The organism is Ferrimonas pelagia, assembly GCF_039543565.1.
GTDB classification, from domain to species: domain Bacteria; phylum Pseudomonadota; class Gammaproteobacteria; order Enterobacterales; family Shewanellaceae; genus Ferrimonas; species Ferrimonas pelagia.
The window spans coordinates 164511-179918 of the sequence record NZ_BAABJZ010000006.1; the positions used below are offsets into that span (position 1 = coordinate 164511).

Consider the following 15408-nt stretch of genomic DNA (forward strand, 5'->3'; position numbering starts at 1 on the left):
GTTTGTTGCGCTCCAGCAATAAGATGGCTTCATCGCGGCGCGCGGGTAGCTGCGACGCTGAGCGCCGGCTGCGCCCGTGTTAGGGCGCGATCTGATACTGCGCCAGGATCATCGTCACCGCGCTGTCGATAATCTTGTCTTGTTCTTCGGGTGTTGGCGCTGGGGCGTGAGCTATCATCTGCGGAAAAAAGGCGAAGGTTTTCAGTAGGCCATAGAATTGATGCGCCACAAAGCGGGGATCTTCCTGACGCAGTTGATCTGCCGCCATCGCGTCTTCAAACCAGCGAATGACGCCGTCCTCACTTTGCTCTAATTTCGCCATCGCTTTTTGTGCCATTTGTGCGTGACGCATGTATTCGCCGATCACGCAGCGAGTCAGCTCGATGTGATCCGGCTGGTTAATTACGTCCATTTTTTGTCGAGCCATGGCTTTAAGTTGATCAACCAAGGGCTGATCAGGCTGAAAGGGGACACCTTGGAGCGCTTCCCACAGCGAGCCGGTAATGGCCTCAAACAGCGCTTCTTTATTGGAAAAATGATTGTACAGGGTGCGTTTGGACACTTCGGCGCGGGCGCTGAGTGCATCCATACTGGTACCGGCAAATCCCTTTTCGCGAAACTCGGCGCTGGCGGCGGCGAGGATATCGGCCCGCTTTTTTTCGCTGCGGCTGAGCGTGCTTTTTATCGTTTCTTGTTCAGGGGTTTGCATCATGGGTTCCAGCGCTGATGATCGGAAGGGATAAACCGATATTACACCGACCAGTTTACTTTTGCCAAAAAGATACTAAACTACACCGTGTAGTTTACTTGATGTGAGCGTGTTAGCCACCAAGTGCGTCGATAACAAAAAGCTGTGTCTTGAGTAACTGTTGAGCCCTATCGCGTAGTTCGAGGTTTACGCCGCATTTAGGCCGCCTAGTGCAGCGCCGAGCGTTGGTGCGTGTAGGCAGACCGGGAGCTGGACGGAGCCCTTTTTGAAAGCGGCTGGCCGCTTTTGTCGTTGAAAAAGGGCGACTTTCAGCGTGTCTGCTGGAGCACGCCATAAGCGAGGGGACAGCGAAACGCAGCGGTAGGGGGAGTGCAGAGGGGCTCGCCCCTTTGCTTGCCGTCGCCAACGCGACTTAGGGTTTGAAGTCGATGCAATTAGATGATATGTAAGACAAAAAGTGTATCTGCAGTTAACAGTGAGAGAGCCTAACAATGGGTGGAATATGTTCGGGTTAAAGTCGGTTTTAGTCGTTAGTGGAGTCCTGCTTATGAGTGTTAGCGTTGCCTCTTGTGCCAAGTCAAAGGATGAGGCGGTGTCGTCCGCCCAATATCGGGACGGCAAGTTCGTCAATTCGGCAACGGACGTTCAGTCGGGTACTGGCAATATGGGGGCCATCGTCAAACGTTTATTGCTGGAGAAACGGGTTGATCCGGTGCCAGCAAAGTCCTTGCCGATGTTGACGCCGACCCAGGCTGAGCTGGATGCCATCGCGGGCGACTTGGCCGTGCGTCTGGGCCATTCGACTGTGCTGCTGCGGTTGGATAGCCAGTATTTCATTACCGATCCGGTTTTTGTCGATCGCGCCTCACCGGTGCAGTGGGCCGGGCCGAAACGCTTCCATGCCCCAGCCATGGCACTGGACGATCTGCCCACTCTGGCAGGCGTGGTGATCTCGCACGATCACTATGATCATCTGGACAAAGCCTCGGTGCGTCGGCTGGCGCAAACCGGCACCCACTTCTATGCGCCGCTGGGCGTGGGTCAGCGTTTGATCCGCTGGGGCATTGATGCCAGCCAAGTGACCGAGCTGGATTGGTGGCAGAGCGTGACCGTCGGTAGCACACAACTGGTGGCGACGCCGGCGCAGCACTTCTCCGGTCGCACCCTGTGGGACAGAGACAGCACCTTGTGGGCATCGTTTTCCTTTATTAGCCAGCACAGCCGGGTGTTTTTCAGCGGCGATGGCGGCTACTTCGACGGCTTTGCCGAGATCGGCGAGCGCTATGGCCCGTTTGATCTGACCCTGATGGAGACCGGTGCCTACGACGAAATGTGGGACGGCATTCATATGCTGCCGGAGCAGAGTGTGCAGGCACACCGTGACTTACGCGGTAAGGCGATGATCCCCATCCATAACGGCACCTTCGATCTTGGAATGCATGCCTGGTATGAGCCGATGGAGCGGGCATTGGCCGCCGCCAACGTGGACGGGCAGAGCCTGAAGATCCCTATGATGGGCCAAGTGGTGGAGATCGGCGCACCGTTCGAGCAAACCGTTTGGTGGCGGGAGGCGGAAACCCCAGAGGCACTGAGCTTGGCGCAGGCCCAATGATAGTCGGGGTGTGCTGTGCGCTGATGGTGCAGACAAGGTCGCACAGATAAAACAGGGAGCCTCGTGGCTCCCTGCTTTACTTTATGCCGAGGTGAGAGCTCGGATATTGAGCGGTTAGAACAGCACCAGCAGGTCGCTCTCTTGTCCAATCTGTTGTGCGGGCAGGTAGCCGATGGCATTGGGGAGCTGCTCCAGCATCTCCAGCATCTCCTGCTCAGAACTCACTTCGAGTGGACGTTCACCGGTGCCGGAAAACACCAATCGATCCCACTCACGGCTCAGCTGAAAAGGCAGCAGCTTGAGTACCTGGCGTGAAAACTGGGTGTGAATATCGCTTTTCTGGGGCAAGACCAAGACAGTGATGGCGCTGCCATCGGGCCAAAACTGCTTGCGCATGGTGTAGATCTGACGCAACTCTGAGCGCGCCAATTGCTCTGCGGCCGGGTGATGGGTGACGACGTTAATAGCGGAGGCTGAAACAGGCAGTGAGCCCCATAGTAAGGCACACGTGACTAGGCCGACTGCTGTGCGTTGAAGTCGATGTTTAGCGGATGGTAAATATTTGATAAGTAGCGATTTGGTCCAAATTCGCTTGATTGTCGTATTCATACTGGCATCACCATTGGAAGCGGTAGGCCAATTGGGCCAGGTAGAGTTGGGAATAGCGCTTGGTGCCATCGACATTGCGCATGCGCACCGGGAAGACACCATGACCGTCGATGTGCTGCATCTCTAGCGCCAGTAACCAGTCATTGTTGATATGCCAACGGCCACCGACTGACCATATTTTACTCCAGCTCACCCACGCAGGTTGGCCCTGAGCTACGAAGCTTGACCCGCTTTTGTCATCCTTGTCGGTGTAATAACTGCCATAGCGTAACATCAGGCTGACAGGTTCGCTCAGTCGGTAGTTGCTCTGAACATACCAAGCCTGTTGGGTGCGGTTAATGCCGACGGGGACGGTTAGCGCAGCGCCGTCGACAATAACGGGCTGGCCATTAACGATGGCAGGAACTTGCCCGCTCACATCGATGGGGGTTTCAGCGTATTCTGCTATCCACTCCCAATGCGACCATTCGCCGCGGTAACCCGCTATCCAACGTTCATTTTTACTGTTGCCAGGTAAACCGGCGATTAAGGGGTCAACATCGAACTTGCTGTCGGAGTAGGACAGCTTGAGTGTCATCCAAGGACGGTAGACCCATTGCGCACTGGCGCTGAAACTGCGTGAATCGGAGACATCCGCTGAGGCATCGCCAAACGAGTTGCGCAGCAGGTTCTCGGTGATATCCAGAGCGCCATAGGCGACGTCCCAAGAAAAATGCTGGTCGCCAAAGAAGTGATTACCGCTCAGCTTTGCGCCATCTAAGTGGAGGCTGCCATCTCGTGTGTAGGAAAGGTAGACCGACTGCGGAAGCAGCACGCCAGGACGGGTAAACAGGGTATCTTGTTGCGCCGTAAAAAAGCCCTGATCATTCTTATTGCGACCCACGGACAGGGCCAGATTGCCTTTGGGAATGGGCAGGCGATATTCGGCAAACAGGTAATCAATATTCCAATCAGATGGGTCGAGGTTTCCCAGCTTACGATAGTAGCCCTGCCCGGCGACGCGAAAACGCGCGTGAGGACGCCAATTAAAGTTCGCTATCGCCTCATGCAACCCCGCCTCAGTCTCCCCCTCATCGGCAATAAACGCATTGTCATCGCTATAGGCCAATCCCTGTGAGAAGTACAAGTTCCCATCTAGCTTTGCGTGGGCAATCGAGCAACAGCCCCCCCACAACGCAACTCCCAGTAAAACCCTAGAATTTGTCTTCATCCCTGACATCACTTCCTTCCTATCGCGCGAGTCTACTGTCCAGCATAGACAAGGACGTACATTCAAGAAAGAAACAAAGCTTTAACGCGCTAACGCACGGCTATAAAGGGCTACGCCCATCGCGTTATGTGCCTTCGGCACTGCGGTATCACTTCGTGGGCCTTATGTCGCTGCGCTTCGGCGTTACGTGCCTTCGGCACGGCTGTATCACTTCGTGGGCCTTATGTCGCTGCGCTCCGGCGTTACGGCTAACGCCTGGCTATAAGCGCTACGCGCGCAAAAAACAAAGCTATAAAGGGCTGCGGCCTTCGCGTTATGTGCCTTCGGCACGGCCGTATCACTTCGTGGGCCTTATGTCGCTGCGCGACGGCCGTACGGCTAACGCCTGGCTATAAGCGCTGCGCGCGCAAAATCAAAAAACAAAAAAACCATAAAGGGCTACGCCCTTCGCCTTCTGTCGCTGCGCTCCGGCTGTATTACTTCGTGGGCTTTATGTCGCTGCGCTCCGGCTGTACGGCTAACGCTAGGGCTATAAGTGCTGCACGCGCAAAACCAAAGCGAAAGCCATAAAAGGCGGCAGCCTTCGCTCTATGTCGCTAACGCGAAGGCACATAAAGCTGCCCGCTTTTTTGCTCTTACTGATCGCTTAAAGCTTACAGCTTACAGCTGCTCTCCCCCGGCGTAGCCGATACAGCCGCGACGGAGTCGCCTAAGGCCGCGCGCAGCGCATAAAGCCGTGCCGAAGGCACATACAGCCGCCCCGCAGGGGCACTCGCTCTCCCTGATCGCTGACAGCTTAAAGCTTGAAACTGCTCTCCCCGCTTCTATTCCCTCAACCGCTTCACATTCGCCCGGATATACTCCGGCGACAGCCTATCCCGGTTGAAATAGACCCTATCGATGCTGTGCTGCAGATCAAGCTGCTGTATCGAGAACGGACTCAGGTAGTTAACGCCCGAATCTGCACGGGTGTAATAACCCCAGCGCCATTGGTCGGTACCGGTAACCTGGAAGCCGCGCGGGCGCATATTGCGCTGTGGCCCGAGCGGGAAGGAGAAGTACAGGCCAGCGAAGGTGCTGGTGGTTTGATTAAACTCGATGCTGACCTGCGTATCGCCAAACCAGTGGATGGAGCGCACGCCATAGCCACTGTCGCCATAGAGGTATTCGCCGGTATGGGCCTCAAATGCCCAATCCCAATCTGCTCTAGCATAACGGTAGTAGCCGAGGCTGGGCGTCATGGTGTAATCCAAGTCCCGGTGCTCAAAGTAGCCACCGTTGAAGCGAAAGGCGTGGCGACCACTGGGAGATTGCCACTTGCTCTCATTCTGTACCCCAAAGTAATCGCTGTAGACCAAGCCCGCACTGAACTGGGTAAACACCCCATAAGGAAGAGAGACCGCCTGGTGGATCAACGCCCGATCGATCTCGCTGACATGCTCAGCCACCGGTCGATTTGACGCCTTGGGATCATCCGACGCCGAAACCGGCAACAGATGACGGACATCTACCGACGCCCCCTTCCACATATCCATCACCAGATTGGTGCCCAGCGCGAGCGAGTAATCAAACACGCCCCACTCGGTACCAATAGTCGAGCGTAGGTTCGGGGCCAGATTAATGCGTGGCACCCAAGCGCCGGAATACTGATAACCGCTGTCCCAGCCTACTTGGCCATACTCGCGCCCCACATCAAAGGTTTGCACCGACAGTTGCTGCTCAGCCACGGTGTGATTCTCGCCGAGGAAGGCGGCATAGCCATCGCCATTGCCCTCTATCTTCATTACAGGGATGCGGTTGTTGAGCAGATAGAACTCGAAATCATCGGCATAGATATCGCTAATCTGAGCCAAAATCGCCCCAATCGCATCCATCTCATTCCAGCTATAGAGATTATTCTCCGCGGCTACCGCAAGCTTGCCGTCGTGTTGCTGGATACGGATATTCTCAAACCCTTCATCGCCCAGCGCTTTGAGCAAGCGCTCGGTGACATCAATGGCGCTGCCTGAATGACTGGACTCTGCGCCATTGGGTTGGATCGGCGAAGCCGAACGGCCATTGGCGAGCTGGCCCCGCTCAACCGCAGATAAGTAGTGCGACTCGGCGTTCGGCGTTGCATTGGCATTCGGCGCTGGACGGGTTTTATCCGGCTTAGGCGGTGACTGCGGCGAAACTGACGAGCGCGGCGTGCCAGATGGTTCCTTTGCGCCATATCGCGCCTGGGCGCGTTGCTTTTCCGCCACGCTGGAGCGGGTGCCGGAGGTCAGCGGGATGGTTAACTGCACCCCGGCATAGCCGTTATCTCGGTTATGGGTCTCGCTGTTGGAGTAGCCTTGGATAACGGTGTCCAGTCGCCAGCGGTCGGGCAGCCAGCCCTGTGGCGAACTCAGCTTGAGGCCGACGTTAGCGCCGGTGCCATCGTGATCCGCCACCAACTGCAGCCAATCAAACGCCTGATACTCAACCCCGCCAAACACGCCTGAGAGGTAATCCTCGCCCATCTGGTTTTTCTTATCGCCACTGCCGCCTCCCAACGAGAAGCGCAGCGGGCCATAGCGGTAGCTGGCAACCGCATAGTGATTTTGATGGAAGGTCGCATCGCCGCGCTTGGTGATGTCCTGCATACCGACAGCGAAGCTAAACGGCGAATCGGGAAAGAGGTAACGCGAGCTTATCTTAGTGGCGTAGGAGAGATCGCTCCCCGCACCGCCATGATAACCGCCCTCGCCGTTAAAGCGCTTGTGGGTGTTCTGTACGGCAAACTCAACCGAGGGTAACAACCCCACCCCAAGAAGCAGTGTCTTATGGGCGCCTTGTTGATATATCCCCGATGGATGGTCGCGATGATAAACAATATTGTCTTCAACATTGTACGACGCGGTGATATCACCAAAGTTCACCACCTCCGCGTGCGGCGTGCGCAGCAAACCGCTAAAGCCGGTCTGGGCGAAGTTGATGGGCATCGGCGCGGCAAATGCCGGCACGGCGAAAAGGGAGGCAATCGCCAAAGAAAGCGGGCGCAAGCGCGGTTGAAAGGACATCCTGTGTCTTCCTATCGAATTGTTATTGTCTCTCGGGTAAAACTCGGCACCCGGTTAAAGCAAAACAGGCTGGCATCATGCCAGCCTGTTGAATGCTATCAGCTATCAGCTATCAGCTATCAGCTATCAGCTATTAGCGAACAGTTATCAGCTGCTCTTCCGCCGCTCTCACTGATCGCTTACAGCTTAAAGCTTACAGCTGCTCTTTTGCCGCTCTCACTGATCGCTTACAGCTTAAAGCTTACAGCCGCCCCGCAACCGGGGCTTCTGCTTTAACCGCCCGTACCGCCCGTACCGCCCGTACCGCCTGTGCCATTACAAGCATCGGATGGGTCGCTGTAGGTAAAGGTTAATTCAGTGCCGTCCGCTGATGCACGGAAGTTACGCGGGTCGAATTGCACCGTTTCATTTTCGAATAAGATGCGGGCATCGGCACGATAACGAGTACCGTCGAACAGGCCGGTGACGTCAGTACCAACGCTGTTTTCGTCGATGTAACGGCCGGTAACATAGTTACGGATTGAGCCGTTGTCATTCAGTCGGTACAGAGTGACATAACCCGGTACGGACTCATCGATGTTCTGCGCCGGACAGGTGCGGTTCATCTTGATGTTAACGCTGGCAGGCTCAGGTAACACACCGGTGTTGATCTGAACGGTAGCGCCATCCAGGCTGCAGAATGGACCAACGTACTTGTTGTCTTCGACCGCTTCCGTCAGGTCTACGGCATTGCCATCTGCATCCGTGATGGACAAGATTAAACCGATTTCTGCGGGGTTCTGTGGGTTGAAGAAGGATACGTCACCGGAAACGATCTGGCCGGAGTTGGTATTGGGTACACGAGCCAGTATCAATTCATCAAAGCCAAAGGCGGAGTTCATCAGCGTGCTGAAGCGGTAGCCACCGCCCGGACGGGTCAGGCGGATGCCCATCTGCTGAGTGTTTGCCTGGCCATTAACGTCAGTCAGGTTCATTCGGACCGAACAGTTATCGCCATACCAGTCGAGGTTGTAGTAGCTCAGGTGAGTAATGGCTTTTTCAATGCTGTAGGTCTTGGTGTCTTCGTTGTAGCCAAGAACGTCCGCTTCCCCTTCGGCTTTCCATTGGCCGCTGGTCTCGTCGTAGCTCCATAGCGGAATGGTATCGCCGGTCTTAATCGGTTCGCCAGTCTCTGGGTTAATAGTGGCTTCCGGGATGGTCATTGCAAGCGTCACTGTCTGCCCGCCCAGCTCCTTAACCACTTGACCTTCGTCATTCGCTATCTCAATTGCGGTAAAACCGGCAGAGACGAAGGAGACATCAGCTAAATCATCGTCCGCCTGACCCGCTTCGTTTAACACGCCTTCTGGCGATAGACCACCAGGGAAAGCATCCAGGGCGGAGTTTTCACCCGTGTCACCGCTGGGCTCATTAGAGAAGTGGATAACATTGGCGGTGATATTACCTGTGACAGGGGCGCCTGCCGCGTCAGTCAGTACGGTGCCAGCTGGAACCGTCAGGCTGGTTGAACCGCCAGCCACGGCTTCTTCGTTTGCTGCGCCCTCTTCAGGTTGAGGGGTTTCCAAAACGATCTCTTCCGCCACATCGCCATCTTCGCCTGCCGTTGTTGTCTCTTCGGCTGCGATGACAGCCACTTCATCGGTCGCAGGTTGTTTAGAGGTTAGCTTGGTGGTGTAGTCACCCACCACTTCCTCTTCTACGATGACGTCGGCCAGCGCAGGCATCTCAATTTTTAAGCTATTGGCAAAGTAGCCGGGCGCGGTGGCGACCAGATTGAAGCTAAAGGCATCGGTAACATCACGGGTTTCGCGCGACAGGGTCACAACATAATCGTTTTGCGCGTAGCCGGTATCGGTCGCGTCGGCGCCGTCCACCTTAATCCCGGTCATCATCTCGCCGTCGGCATCGGTTAACGTGAAGGTGGCCGAATTCAACACACCGCCTTCGGTGTCGGCAAAGTTAACCGTGACTGGAGCCAAGAGCGTTACTGGCGGCGGTGGCGGTTCGACTGGCGCAGTGCTGTCGGAGCGACTGCAGCCACTGATGATAAAGCTGGCGGTAATTAAGATCGCCACCGTAGATTGAGTCGGTGTGAGTTTCACGATAACACTCCCTGTTTGTCCCTAATTTTACTGCTGTGCCCGTTGGCAGAATGGATTCGGCGCGACCAACGGGCCGCAAAACTTGAATAGCATAAATATCCTAAAGCGTTCAGCAAGGCTGCGCAATTGGTATGGAGTGTTTGAGTGCCTGTGAATTATGTTTTGATACGGTGTTCATCGCTTGTGTCTCGAATTTATCGTTTTTTCCGAGACAGCTTATCGCTAAGTGGGTTACAGCTGGATGGCACTTAGGTTTCTTGCCTGCACCGGCTGACTCAAAGTGGCAGTGGATAGAGCGCGGGAGGCGTAACTCTCATTGTCTTTGTAAGACAATGACCATTCTTTATGTGTGCTTTACGCACTCATTGATGTGTGTCTTGCGGCTTGCGCGGAGTGGCACGGCGCAAGGTCGTAACCATAAGAGTGAGTATTGTGGTTGAAGCGGTTGAAACGACTAGATGTGTCTCGGTCACAGCGTTAACAAAAGTAATGAAGTTCACCGAGTGGTTGATCACGCCAATAAAACCACGGGCGACCGGAAGCGACTAGAAATCGGACTATGAAGGGGAAGGTTATTCGTCGAGTTAAGGCTGGAAGGAGGCTGAAATTATTTTGACGTGGAGTCATGAAATTGACGTTATAACCATTTCATAGCTTGTGCGCTGCGAACAAATTGATAGGATAATCGCCGTAATAAAGGGATCTCCTCTAGCATACGGAATGTGCGCCTAGGCCTAGGCCTAGGCCTAGACCTTGCGTAAGGTGCTGATAAGCATGCATATTGCACGCAGCGCAGCTCGCCAAGTCGGTTTCATGGCCCTCCCTGGGACTTCGAAATCCGCTCGCTTCACTCCATATCGCTAAATTCAATGTGCCATGACGGTACTTTGCAGACTCCTTGAAGTTTTAATTTGAGACAAAAAGCCGCTTTGCGCGCTCATGTCGGATTAAAACCTTAAAAAAGACATCAAAACGTCATTTCTTTGCTTATGGGAGCCAAGCTCATGGGCGGAGCCATATCCAGCGTTTACTAACGCACTTTCAATATTCAAGAAAAGCAGCATGCCACAACGATAGTGGTCACTTACAATGGTAAAGCTTGCCTTCAACGGCTCGAAAGCGACCGTTTTGAGTGATTGCTTTAACGCTGTGTTTTTGTGCAAACGCTTTCCACCGTTGGGACAAGTATATGCAATCTGTAGATACGCGCATGACCCACCTCAAACAACTTGAGGCGGAGTCCATCCACATCATTCGTGAAGTCGCGGCAGAGTTTGATAACCCGGTCATGCTTTATTCGGTCGGCAAGGATTCAGCGGTCATGCTGCATCTGGCCGCCAAAGCCTTTTATCCGGGCAAGCCGCCGTTTCCACTGATGCACGTCAACACCACCTTTAAGTTTAAGGAGATGATTGAGTTTCGCGATCGCATGGCGGAAAAGGTCGGCATGGAGTTGATTGAGTACATCAACCAGGATGGCGTCGATGCCAACATCAATCCGTTCGATCACGGCAGCGCCAAATACACCGACGTGATGAAAACGGATGCCCTTAAGCAGGCTCTGGATAAACATCAGTTCGATGCGGCCTTCGGTGGCGCCCGTCGCGACGAAGAGAAGTCCCGCGCTAAAGAGCGGGTTTACTCCTTCCGTGACAAGAACCACCGCTGGGACCCAAAGAATCAGCGCCCTGAGTTGTGGAACCTCTACAACGGCAAGGTGAACAAGGGCGAGAGCATCCGCGTGTTCCCTCTGTCCAACTGGACCGAGCTGGATATCTGGCAGTACATCTACTTAGAGAACATCGACATCGTGCCACTCTACCTGGCCGCGCCGCGCCCTGTGGTTGAGCGCGACGGCAATCTCATCATGGTCGATGACGAGCGCCTGCCACTCGAGCCCGGTGAAGAGCCCATGATGAAAACCGTGCGCTTCCGTACCCTCGGCTGCTACCCGCTCACCGGCGCCGTCGAATCCGAAGCCGCCACCCTGCCGGAAGTCATTCAGGAGATGCTGCTTACCAAAACCTCCGAACGCCAAGGCCGCGCCATCGACCACGACTCCTCCGGCTCGATGGAAAAGAAAAAGATGGAAGGGTATTTCTAAGCTCACTCCGTGAGAGCTGTCAGCTTTAAGCTGTAGGCGATCAGTCAAGAGCTTTGAGCCGTCAGCTTTAAGCCGTAAGCGATCAGTCACAAGCTTTGAGCGGTCAGCTAAGAGCATTAAAGAGGAGTTTTGTTGTTTCCTCAACTTTGTTGTTTCCTCAACATAGGACGACAACATGAACTTCGAAAAGCTAGATGTATGGAAGCGAGCGACGCGTTTGTCCTGCGAGATATATCGAGTAACGGCAGAGCTAAGAGACTTTGGTTTCCGAGACCAGCTGACACGGTCTGGCTTATCAGTGCCTAGCAACATCGCCGAGGGTATGACCAGAACGAGCAGTAAAGAGAAGATCAGGTTTCTCGAGATCGCACGCTCATCAATGGCTGAAGCAAGAACCCAAATCTACATTGGAGCCGAGATAGGCTATCTCCCAATAGATGTGACCAAAGCTTGGTTGCAAGAAACCCGAGAGATATCAGCAATGCTGTCCGGCCTTATCGCAAGCTTAAACAGATAAGTAACAAGACCAAATATACAACACCAATAGAGTCCAAATGGCGGCATGAAGCTCTTTGCTCTTACTGATAGCTGACAGCTTAAAGCTAACAGCTTGTAGGTAGGATGGAAGACGCGCTATGGGTGTTATACGAATTGAAAGGGATCATCATGAGCCACGTCTCAAACCTTATCGAAAGCGACATCCAGTCGTACTTAAAGCAACACGAAAACAAAGATCTGTTGCGCTTCCTAACCTGCGGAAACGTCGATGACGGCAAATCCACCCTCATCGGCCGTTTATTGCATGACTCAAAAATGATCTTTGAAGATCATATGGCCGCCATCAAAAACGACTCCAAGCGCTTTAACACAACCAACGGCGAGTTCGACTTGGCGTTGCTGGTGGACGGGTTGCAGTCCGAGCGCGAGCAGGGCATTACCATTGACGTGGCGTACCGTTACTTCTCCACTGATAAGCGCAAATTCATCATTGCCGATTGTCCTGGGCATGAGCAGTACACCCGCAATATGGCCACCGGCGCGTCCAACTGCGACTTGGCCATCGTGATGATTGACGCGCGTTATGGCGTGCAAACCCAAACCAAGCGCCACTCTTACATCGCCAGCCTGTTGGGCATTAAGCATGTGATTGTCGCGGTCAATAAGATGGACATCGTCGGCTACGACCAAGAGGTGTTCCGCAAGATTAAGGCGGACTACAAAGCCTTTGCCAAAGAGCTCAATATCCCAGATATCCGCTTTGTCCCCATCTCAGCCCTGTGTGGCGACAACGTGGTTGACCGCTCCGTTGCTATGGATTGGTACCCAGGCGCCACCTTGATGACCCTGCTGGAAACCGTAAAGTTGCAGGACGAAAAAAATCTGGAGGCGTTCCGCTTGCCGGTGCAGTACGTCAATCGGCCTAACCTGGACTTCCGCGGTTTCTGCGGCACCATCGCCTCTGGCGTTATCCGTGTAGGGGATAAAATCTCAGTAATGCCATCTGGCAAAACGTCAACTATTGAGAGTATCTATGTTGCTAATCAAACTTCGGACATTGCGTTCGTCGGGCAAGCGGTGACAGTAACCTTAAATGATGAAATTGACATTTCACGCGGTGATGTCATTGCAAAAACCGGCAAATTACCAAATTCTACCGATAGCTTTAATTCCAATGTGGTTTGGATGGGAGAGTCTCCACTGCAGGTTGGCAAGGAGTACTTGATTAAGTCCGCTTCGAAGACAGCTGTCGGACGAGTGCAAAATATTATATATCGGACAGATATGAACTCATTCAATGAAATGTCCGCCAGTGCTTTGACGTTAAATGAAATCGGATTTTGTTCAGTCATTATAAATGATGCACTTAGCATTGATACATATCTTGATTCTGCAGGTACTGGCTCATTTGTTATCATTGATAAACTAACTAATGGCACGGTTGGTGCTGGTATGATCACAGACGTTGTGCAAGAAAGTGCTTTAGAGCATTCGACTACGTCATATTCAGACCGCGAAATCGCTCTTAACAAGTTCATAAGAGATAACTATCCGGAGTGGAACTGCATTAAGTTTTGCTAAAGGCAATTTTTAAGGGGATGAATAATTGAATAAAAAGCCAAATGTTTTTATTGTTGGAGCTCCTAAGTGTGGTACAACATCTATGGCGCACTATCTTTCTGAGCGTAATGATGTCTTTGTCTGTGACCCAAAGGAACCAAATTACTTCTCCACCGACTTAAATGAAAAAGAATCATATAGTGGATTGTTTTTTAGAAGCGAGAGAGATTATTTAGAGCTGTTCTCTGCTTCAGAAGAACAGTCAGTAAAAATTGACGCTTCAACATCTTATCTCTGGTCTAGAGATGCTGCGGAAAATATAAGGAATAGATTCCCTGAAGCTAAAGTAATAGTAATGTTGCGGGATCCTACTGAGTTGGTGATATCTTTACATAAAGAAGAGCTTTATTCATTTGCAGAAGATGAGGAGTCCTTTGAAATTGCTTGGAGTCTTCAGCAGAGCAGAAAAGAAGGAAGAAATATTCCAAGTGCTTGCAGGGAGCCGAAGAAACTATTCTATAAAGACATAGCTTCGCATGGCGAGAACCTAAAAAGGCTATATAATTATTTTGGAAGAGAAAATGTTCTAATAGTATTCATGGACGATATGAAAACTGATATGCGAACTGAGTATTTGAGGGTTCTCAATTTTATTGGATTGCCTATTGATGAGCGAACTGACTTTCCAAGGATAAATGAAGCGAAGGAACACAAGTATAGAAAGATATCTAGGTTTATGAAAAGAAATCCAATTTGGTTAGATGGGTACGTATCATCTTTGAGAAAGGTAGCATGGAAATTGGGACTAAAAGGGGTCCGAGCCAAACTGTTATCAAAGTTGACTGTGCCTTCAACCAAATCAGATGTAAGTGAAGAGTTGAAGCAGAAGATTCGTAGAGAGTTCATAGACGATGTGACTCTTCTAGAGGAGTTAACGAGCAGGGATCTTAAAAGTTGGAAAGTACAAGTTTGATATCAAATAGAGAAAAAATATCACTAATTATCGCAACTTTGGGAAGGGTGTCACTTACGAGACTTCTTTCATCCCTTAATGACCAAACATATAAACCACATGAGGTAATAGTTGTTCATCAAAATAATGGGCAAGATAAATATTCAAACATAAAGTCTGAGATCGAAGGTTATAAAGGTCTACTAAACATAACTTATATTAGTAGGGTTGGAGAAAGAGGGGCCTCTAAAGCAAGAAATATTGGCCTGCAATATGTTTCCGAAGATGTGTCAATAATTTCATTCCCAGATGATGATTGCTATTTCCCTTCAAGATGTTTAGAGACGGTATGTGAAGAACTAGGGAATTCTGATTTTGATTTTCTGTCTGTTTATGCAGACGATGACGAGCGAACAGGTAAAATTGTAAACTTGCCGAAAACATCAGAAATAATCGCTGAATCAAATGCATTGAGCACATCCATTGAGTGGAGCCTCTTTTTTAAAGCATCGCTCTTCAAACATGATGGATATTTTTTTTGTGAGGAAATGGGTGTTGGAAGTGATGGGCTGGTTGGTGCAGATGAAGGTCCTGACTTAGTTTTGTCACTTCTGAAGGGGAAAAAGTGGGGCAAGTATATAACCTCTACATATGTTTTACACCCTAGTCCGATGCAATTTGAAGCCAAAGCTTTGCTCACAAGAGGGTTTAAATACAGCTTTGCTAGAAGTTATTTACTAAAAAAGCATGGACTATTAGGGCTTAAGTATTCAGAATCGATATGCCGAAGCCTCGCTGGATTTATTTTATATATGGTCAGGGTGAATCCTAAGATGAGCTCATATTACCTGTCCTGTTTTTTTGGTAAACTATATGGGCTGGTTAAGCGAGTGAAATAAAATGTCATTTAGACCTTTGAATAAGGTATGGTGGATAGACCCAACTAAGCTGGTTACTTTTTTTCTGGCTCCTTTGCTTATAGTCATTTTCGTTTCCTCCCAGTCTGATGTT

General features: G+C 51.7%; 12 protein-coding genes. 7 read left to right on the plus strand and 5 right to left on the minus strand.

Annotation, left to right across the window (positions count from 1 at the left end; genetic code table 11):
• Positions 1 to 79: 79 nt before the first annotated feature.
• On the minus strand, positions 80 to 709 hold the full coding sequence (locus ABEA08_RS02610; protein WP_345333041.1) for a TetR/AcrR family transcriptional regulator: 630 nt from the start codon (positions 707 to 709) through the stop codon (positions 80 to 82).
• 547 nt (positions 710 to 1256) lie between these two features.
• On the opposite strand from ABEA08_RS02610, the gene ABEA08_RS02615 reads away from it, so the two are divergent.
• On the plus strand, positions 1257 to 2321 hold the full coding sequence (locus tag ABEA08_RS02615; protein ID WP_345333043.1) for an MBL fold metallo-hydrolase: 1065 nt from the start codon (positions 1257 to 1259) through the stop codon (positions 2319 to 2321).
• Between the two features lie 114 nt (positions 2322 to 2435).
• Here the strand turns inward: ABEA08_RS02615 and ABEA08_RS02620 are convergent, their stop codons facing one another.
• The 3 genes from ABEA08_RS02620 to ABEA08_RS02630 form a co-directional block, all read right to left on the minus strand.
• On the minus strand, positions 2436 to 2717 hold the full coding sequence (locus ABEA08_RS02620; protein WP_345333046.1) for a hypothetical protein: 282 nt from the start codon (positions 2715 to 2717) through the stop codon (positions 2436 to 2438).
• 220 nt (positions 2718 to 2937) lie between these two features.
• Complete coding sequence (locus tag ABEA08_RS02625; RefSeq protein ID WP_345333049.1) at positions 2938 to 4056, minus strand: TonB-dependent receptor; 1119 nt, start codon at positions 4054 to 4056, stop codon at positions 2938 to 2940.
• Positions 4057 to 4964: 908 nt separating this feature from the next.
• Positions 4965 to 7181, minus strand: coding sequence for a YjbH domain-containing protein (locus ABEA08_RS02630; RefSeq protein ID WP_345333052.1), 2217 nt, complete (start codon positions 7179 to 7181; stop codon positions 4965 to 4967).
• Positions 7182 to 7184: 3 nt separating this feature from the next.
• On the opposite strand from ABEA08_RS02630, the gene ABEA08_RS02635 reads away from it, so the two are divergent.
• Complete coding sequence (locus ABEA08_RS02635) at positions 7185 to 7457, plus strand: hypothetical protein (protein WP_345333055.1); 273 nt, start codon at positions 7185 to 7187, stop codon at positions 7455 to 7457.
• On the opposite strand, the gene ABEA08_RS02640 is transcribed toward ABEA08_RS02635, so the two are convergent.
• Positions 7454 to 9283 (minus strand): hypothetical protein, encoded by a 1830-nt coding sequence (locus ABEA08_RS02640; RefSeq protein WP_345333058.1) that lies wholly within the window; start codon positions 9281 to 9283, stop codon positions 7454 to 7456. The genes ABEA08_RS02635 and ABEA08_RS02640 overlap by 4 nt on opposite strands.
• A 1189-nt stretch (positions 9284 to 10472) precedes the next feature.
• Between ABEA08_RS02640 and cysD the strand changes: the two genes are divergently transcribed.
• The 5 genes from cysD (at position 10473) to ABEA08_RS02665 (ending at position 15296) form a co-directional block, all read left to right on the plus strand.
• Positions 10473 to 11387, plus strand: coding sequence for a sulfate adenylyltransferase subunit CysD (gene cysD, locus ABEA08_RS02645; protein ID WP_345333060.1), 915 nt, complete (start codon positions 10473 to 10475; stop codon positions 11385 to 11387).
• Between the two features lie 175 nt (positions 11388 to 11562).
• Entirely contained in the window at positions 11563 to 11904 is a 342-nt protein-coding gene (locus ABEA08_RS02650; RefSeq protein WP_345333062.1) for a four helix bundle protein, read from the plus strand.
• A gap of 149 nt (positions 11905 to 12053) precedes the next feature.
• Entirely contained in the window at positions 12054 to 13466 is a 1413-nt protein-coding gene (gene cysN / locus ABEA08_RS02655) for a sulfate adenylyltransferase subunit CysN (protein ID WP_345333301.1), read from the plus strand.
• A 25-nt stretch (positions 13467 to 13491) separates the two neighbouring features.
• Positions 13492 to 14418, plus strand: coding sequence for a sulfotransferase domain-containing protein (locus tag ABEA08_RS02660; RefSeq protein WP_345333064.1), 927 nt, complete (start codon positions 13492 to 13494; stop codon positions 14416 to 14418).
• Entirely contained in the window at positions 14400 to 15296 is an 897-nt protein-coding gene (locus tag ABEA08_RS02665) for a glycosyltransferase family 2 protein (RefSeq protein WP_345333066.1), read from the plus strand. The genes ABEA08_RS02660 and ABEA08_RS02665 overlap by 19 nt, the downstream gene beginning before the upstream one ends.
• The last annotated feature ends 112 nt before the right edge of the window (positions 15297 to 15408 follow it).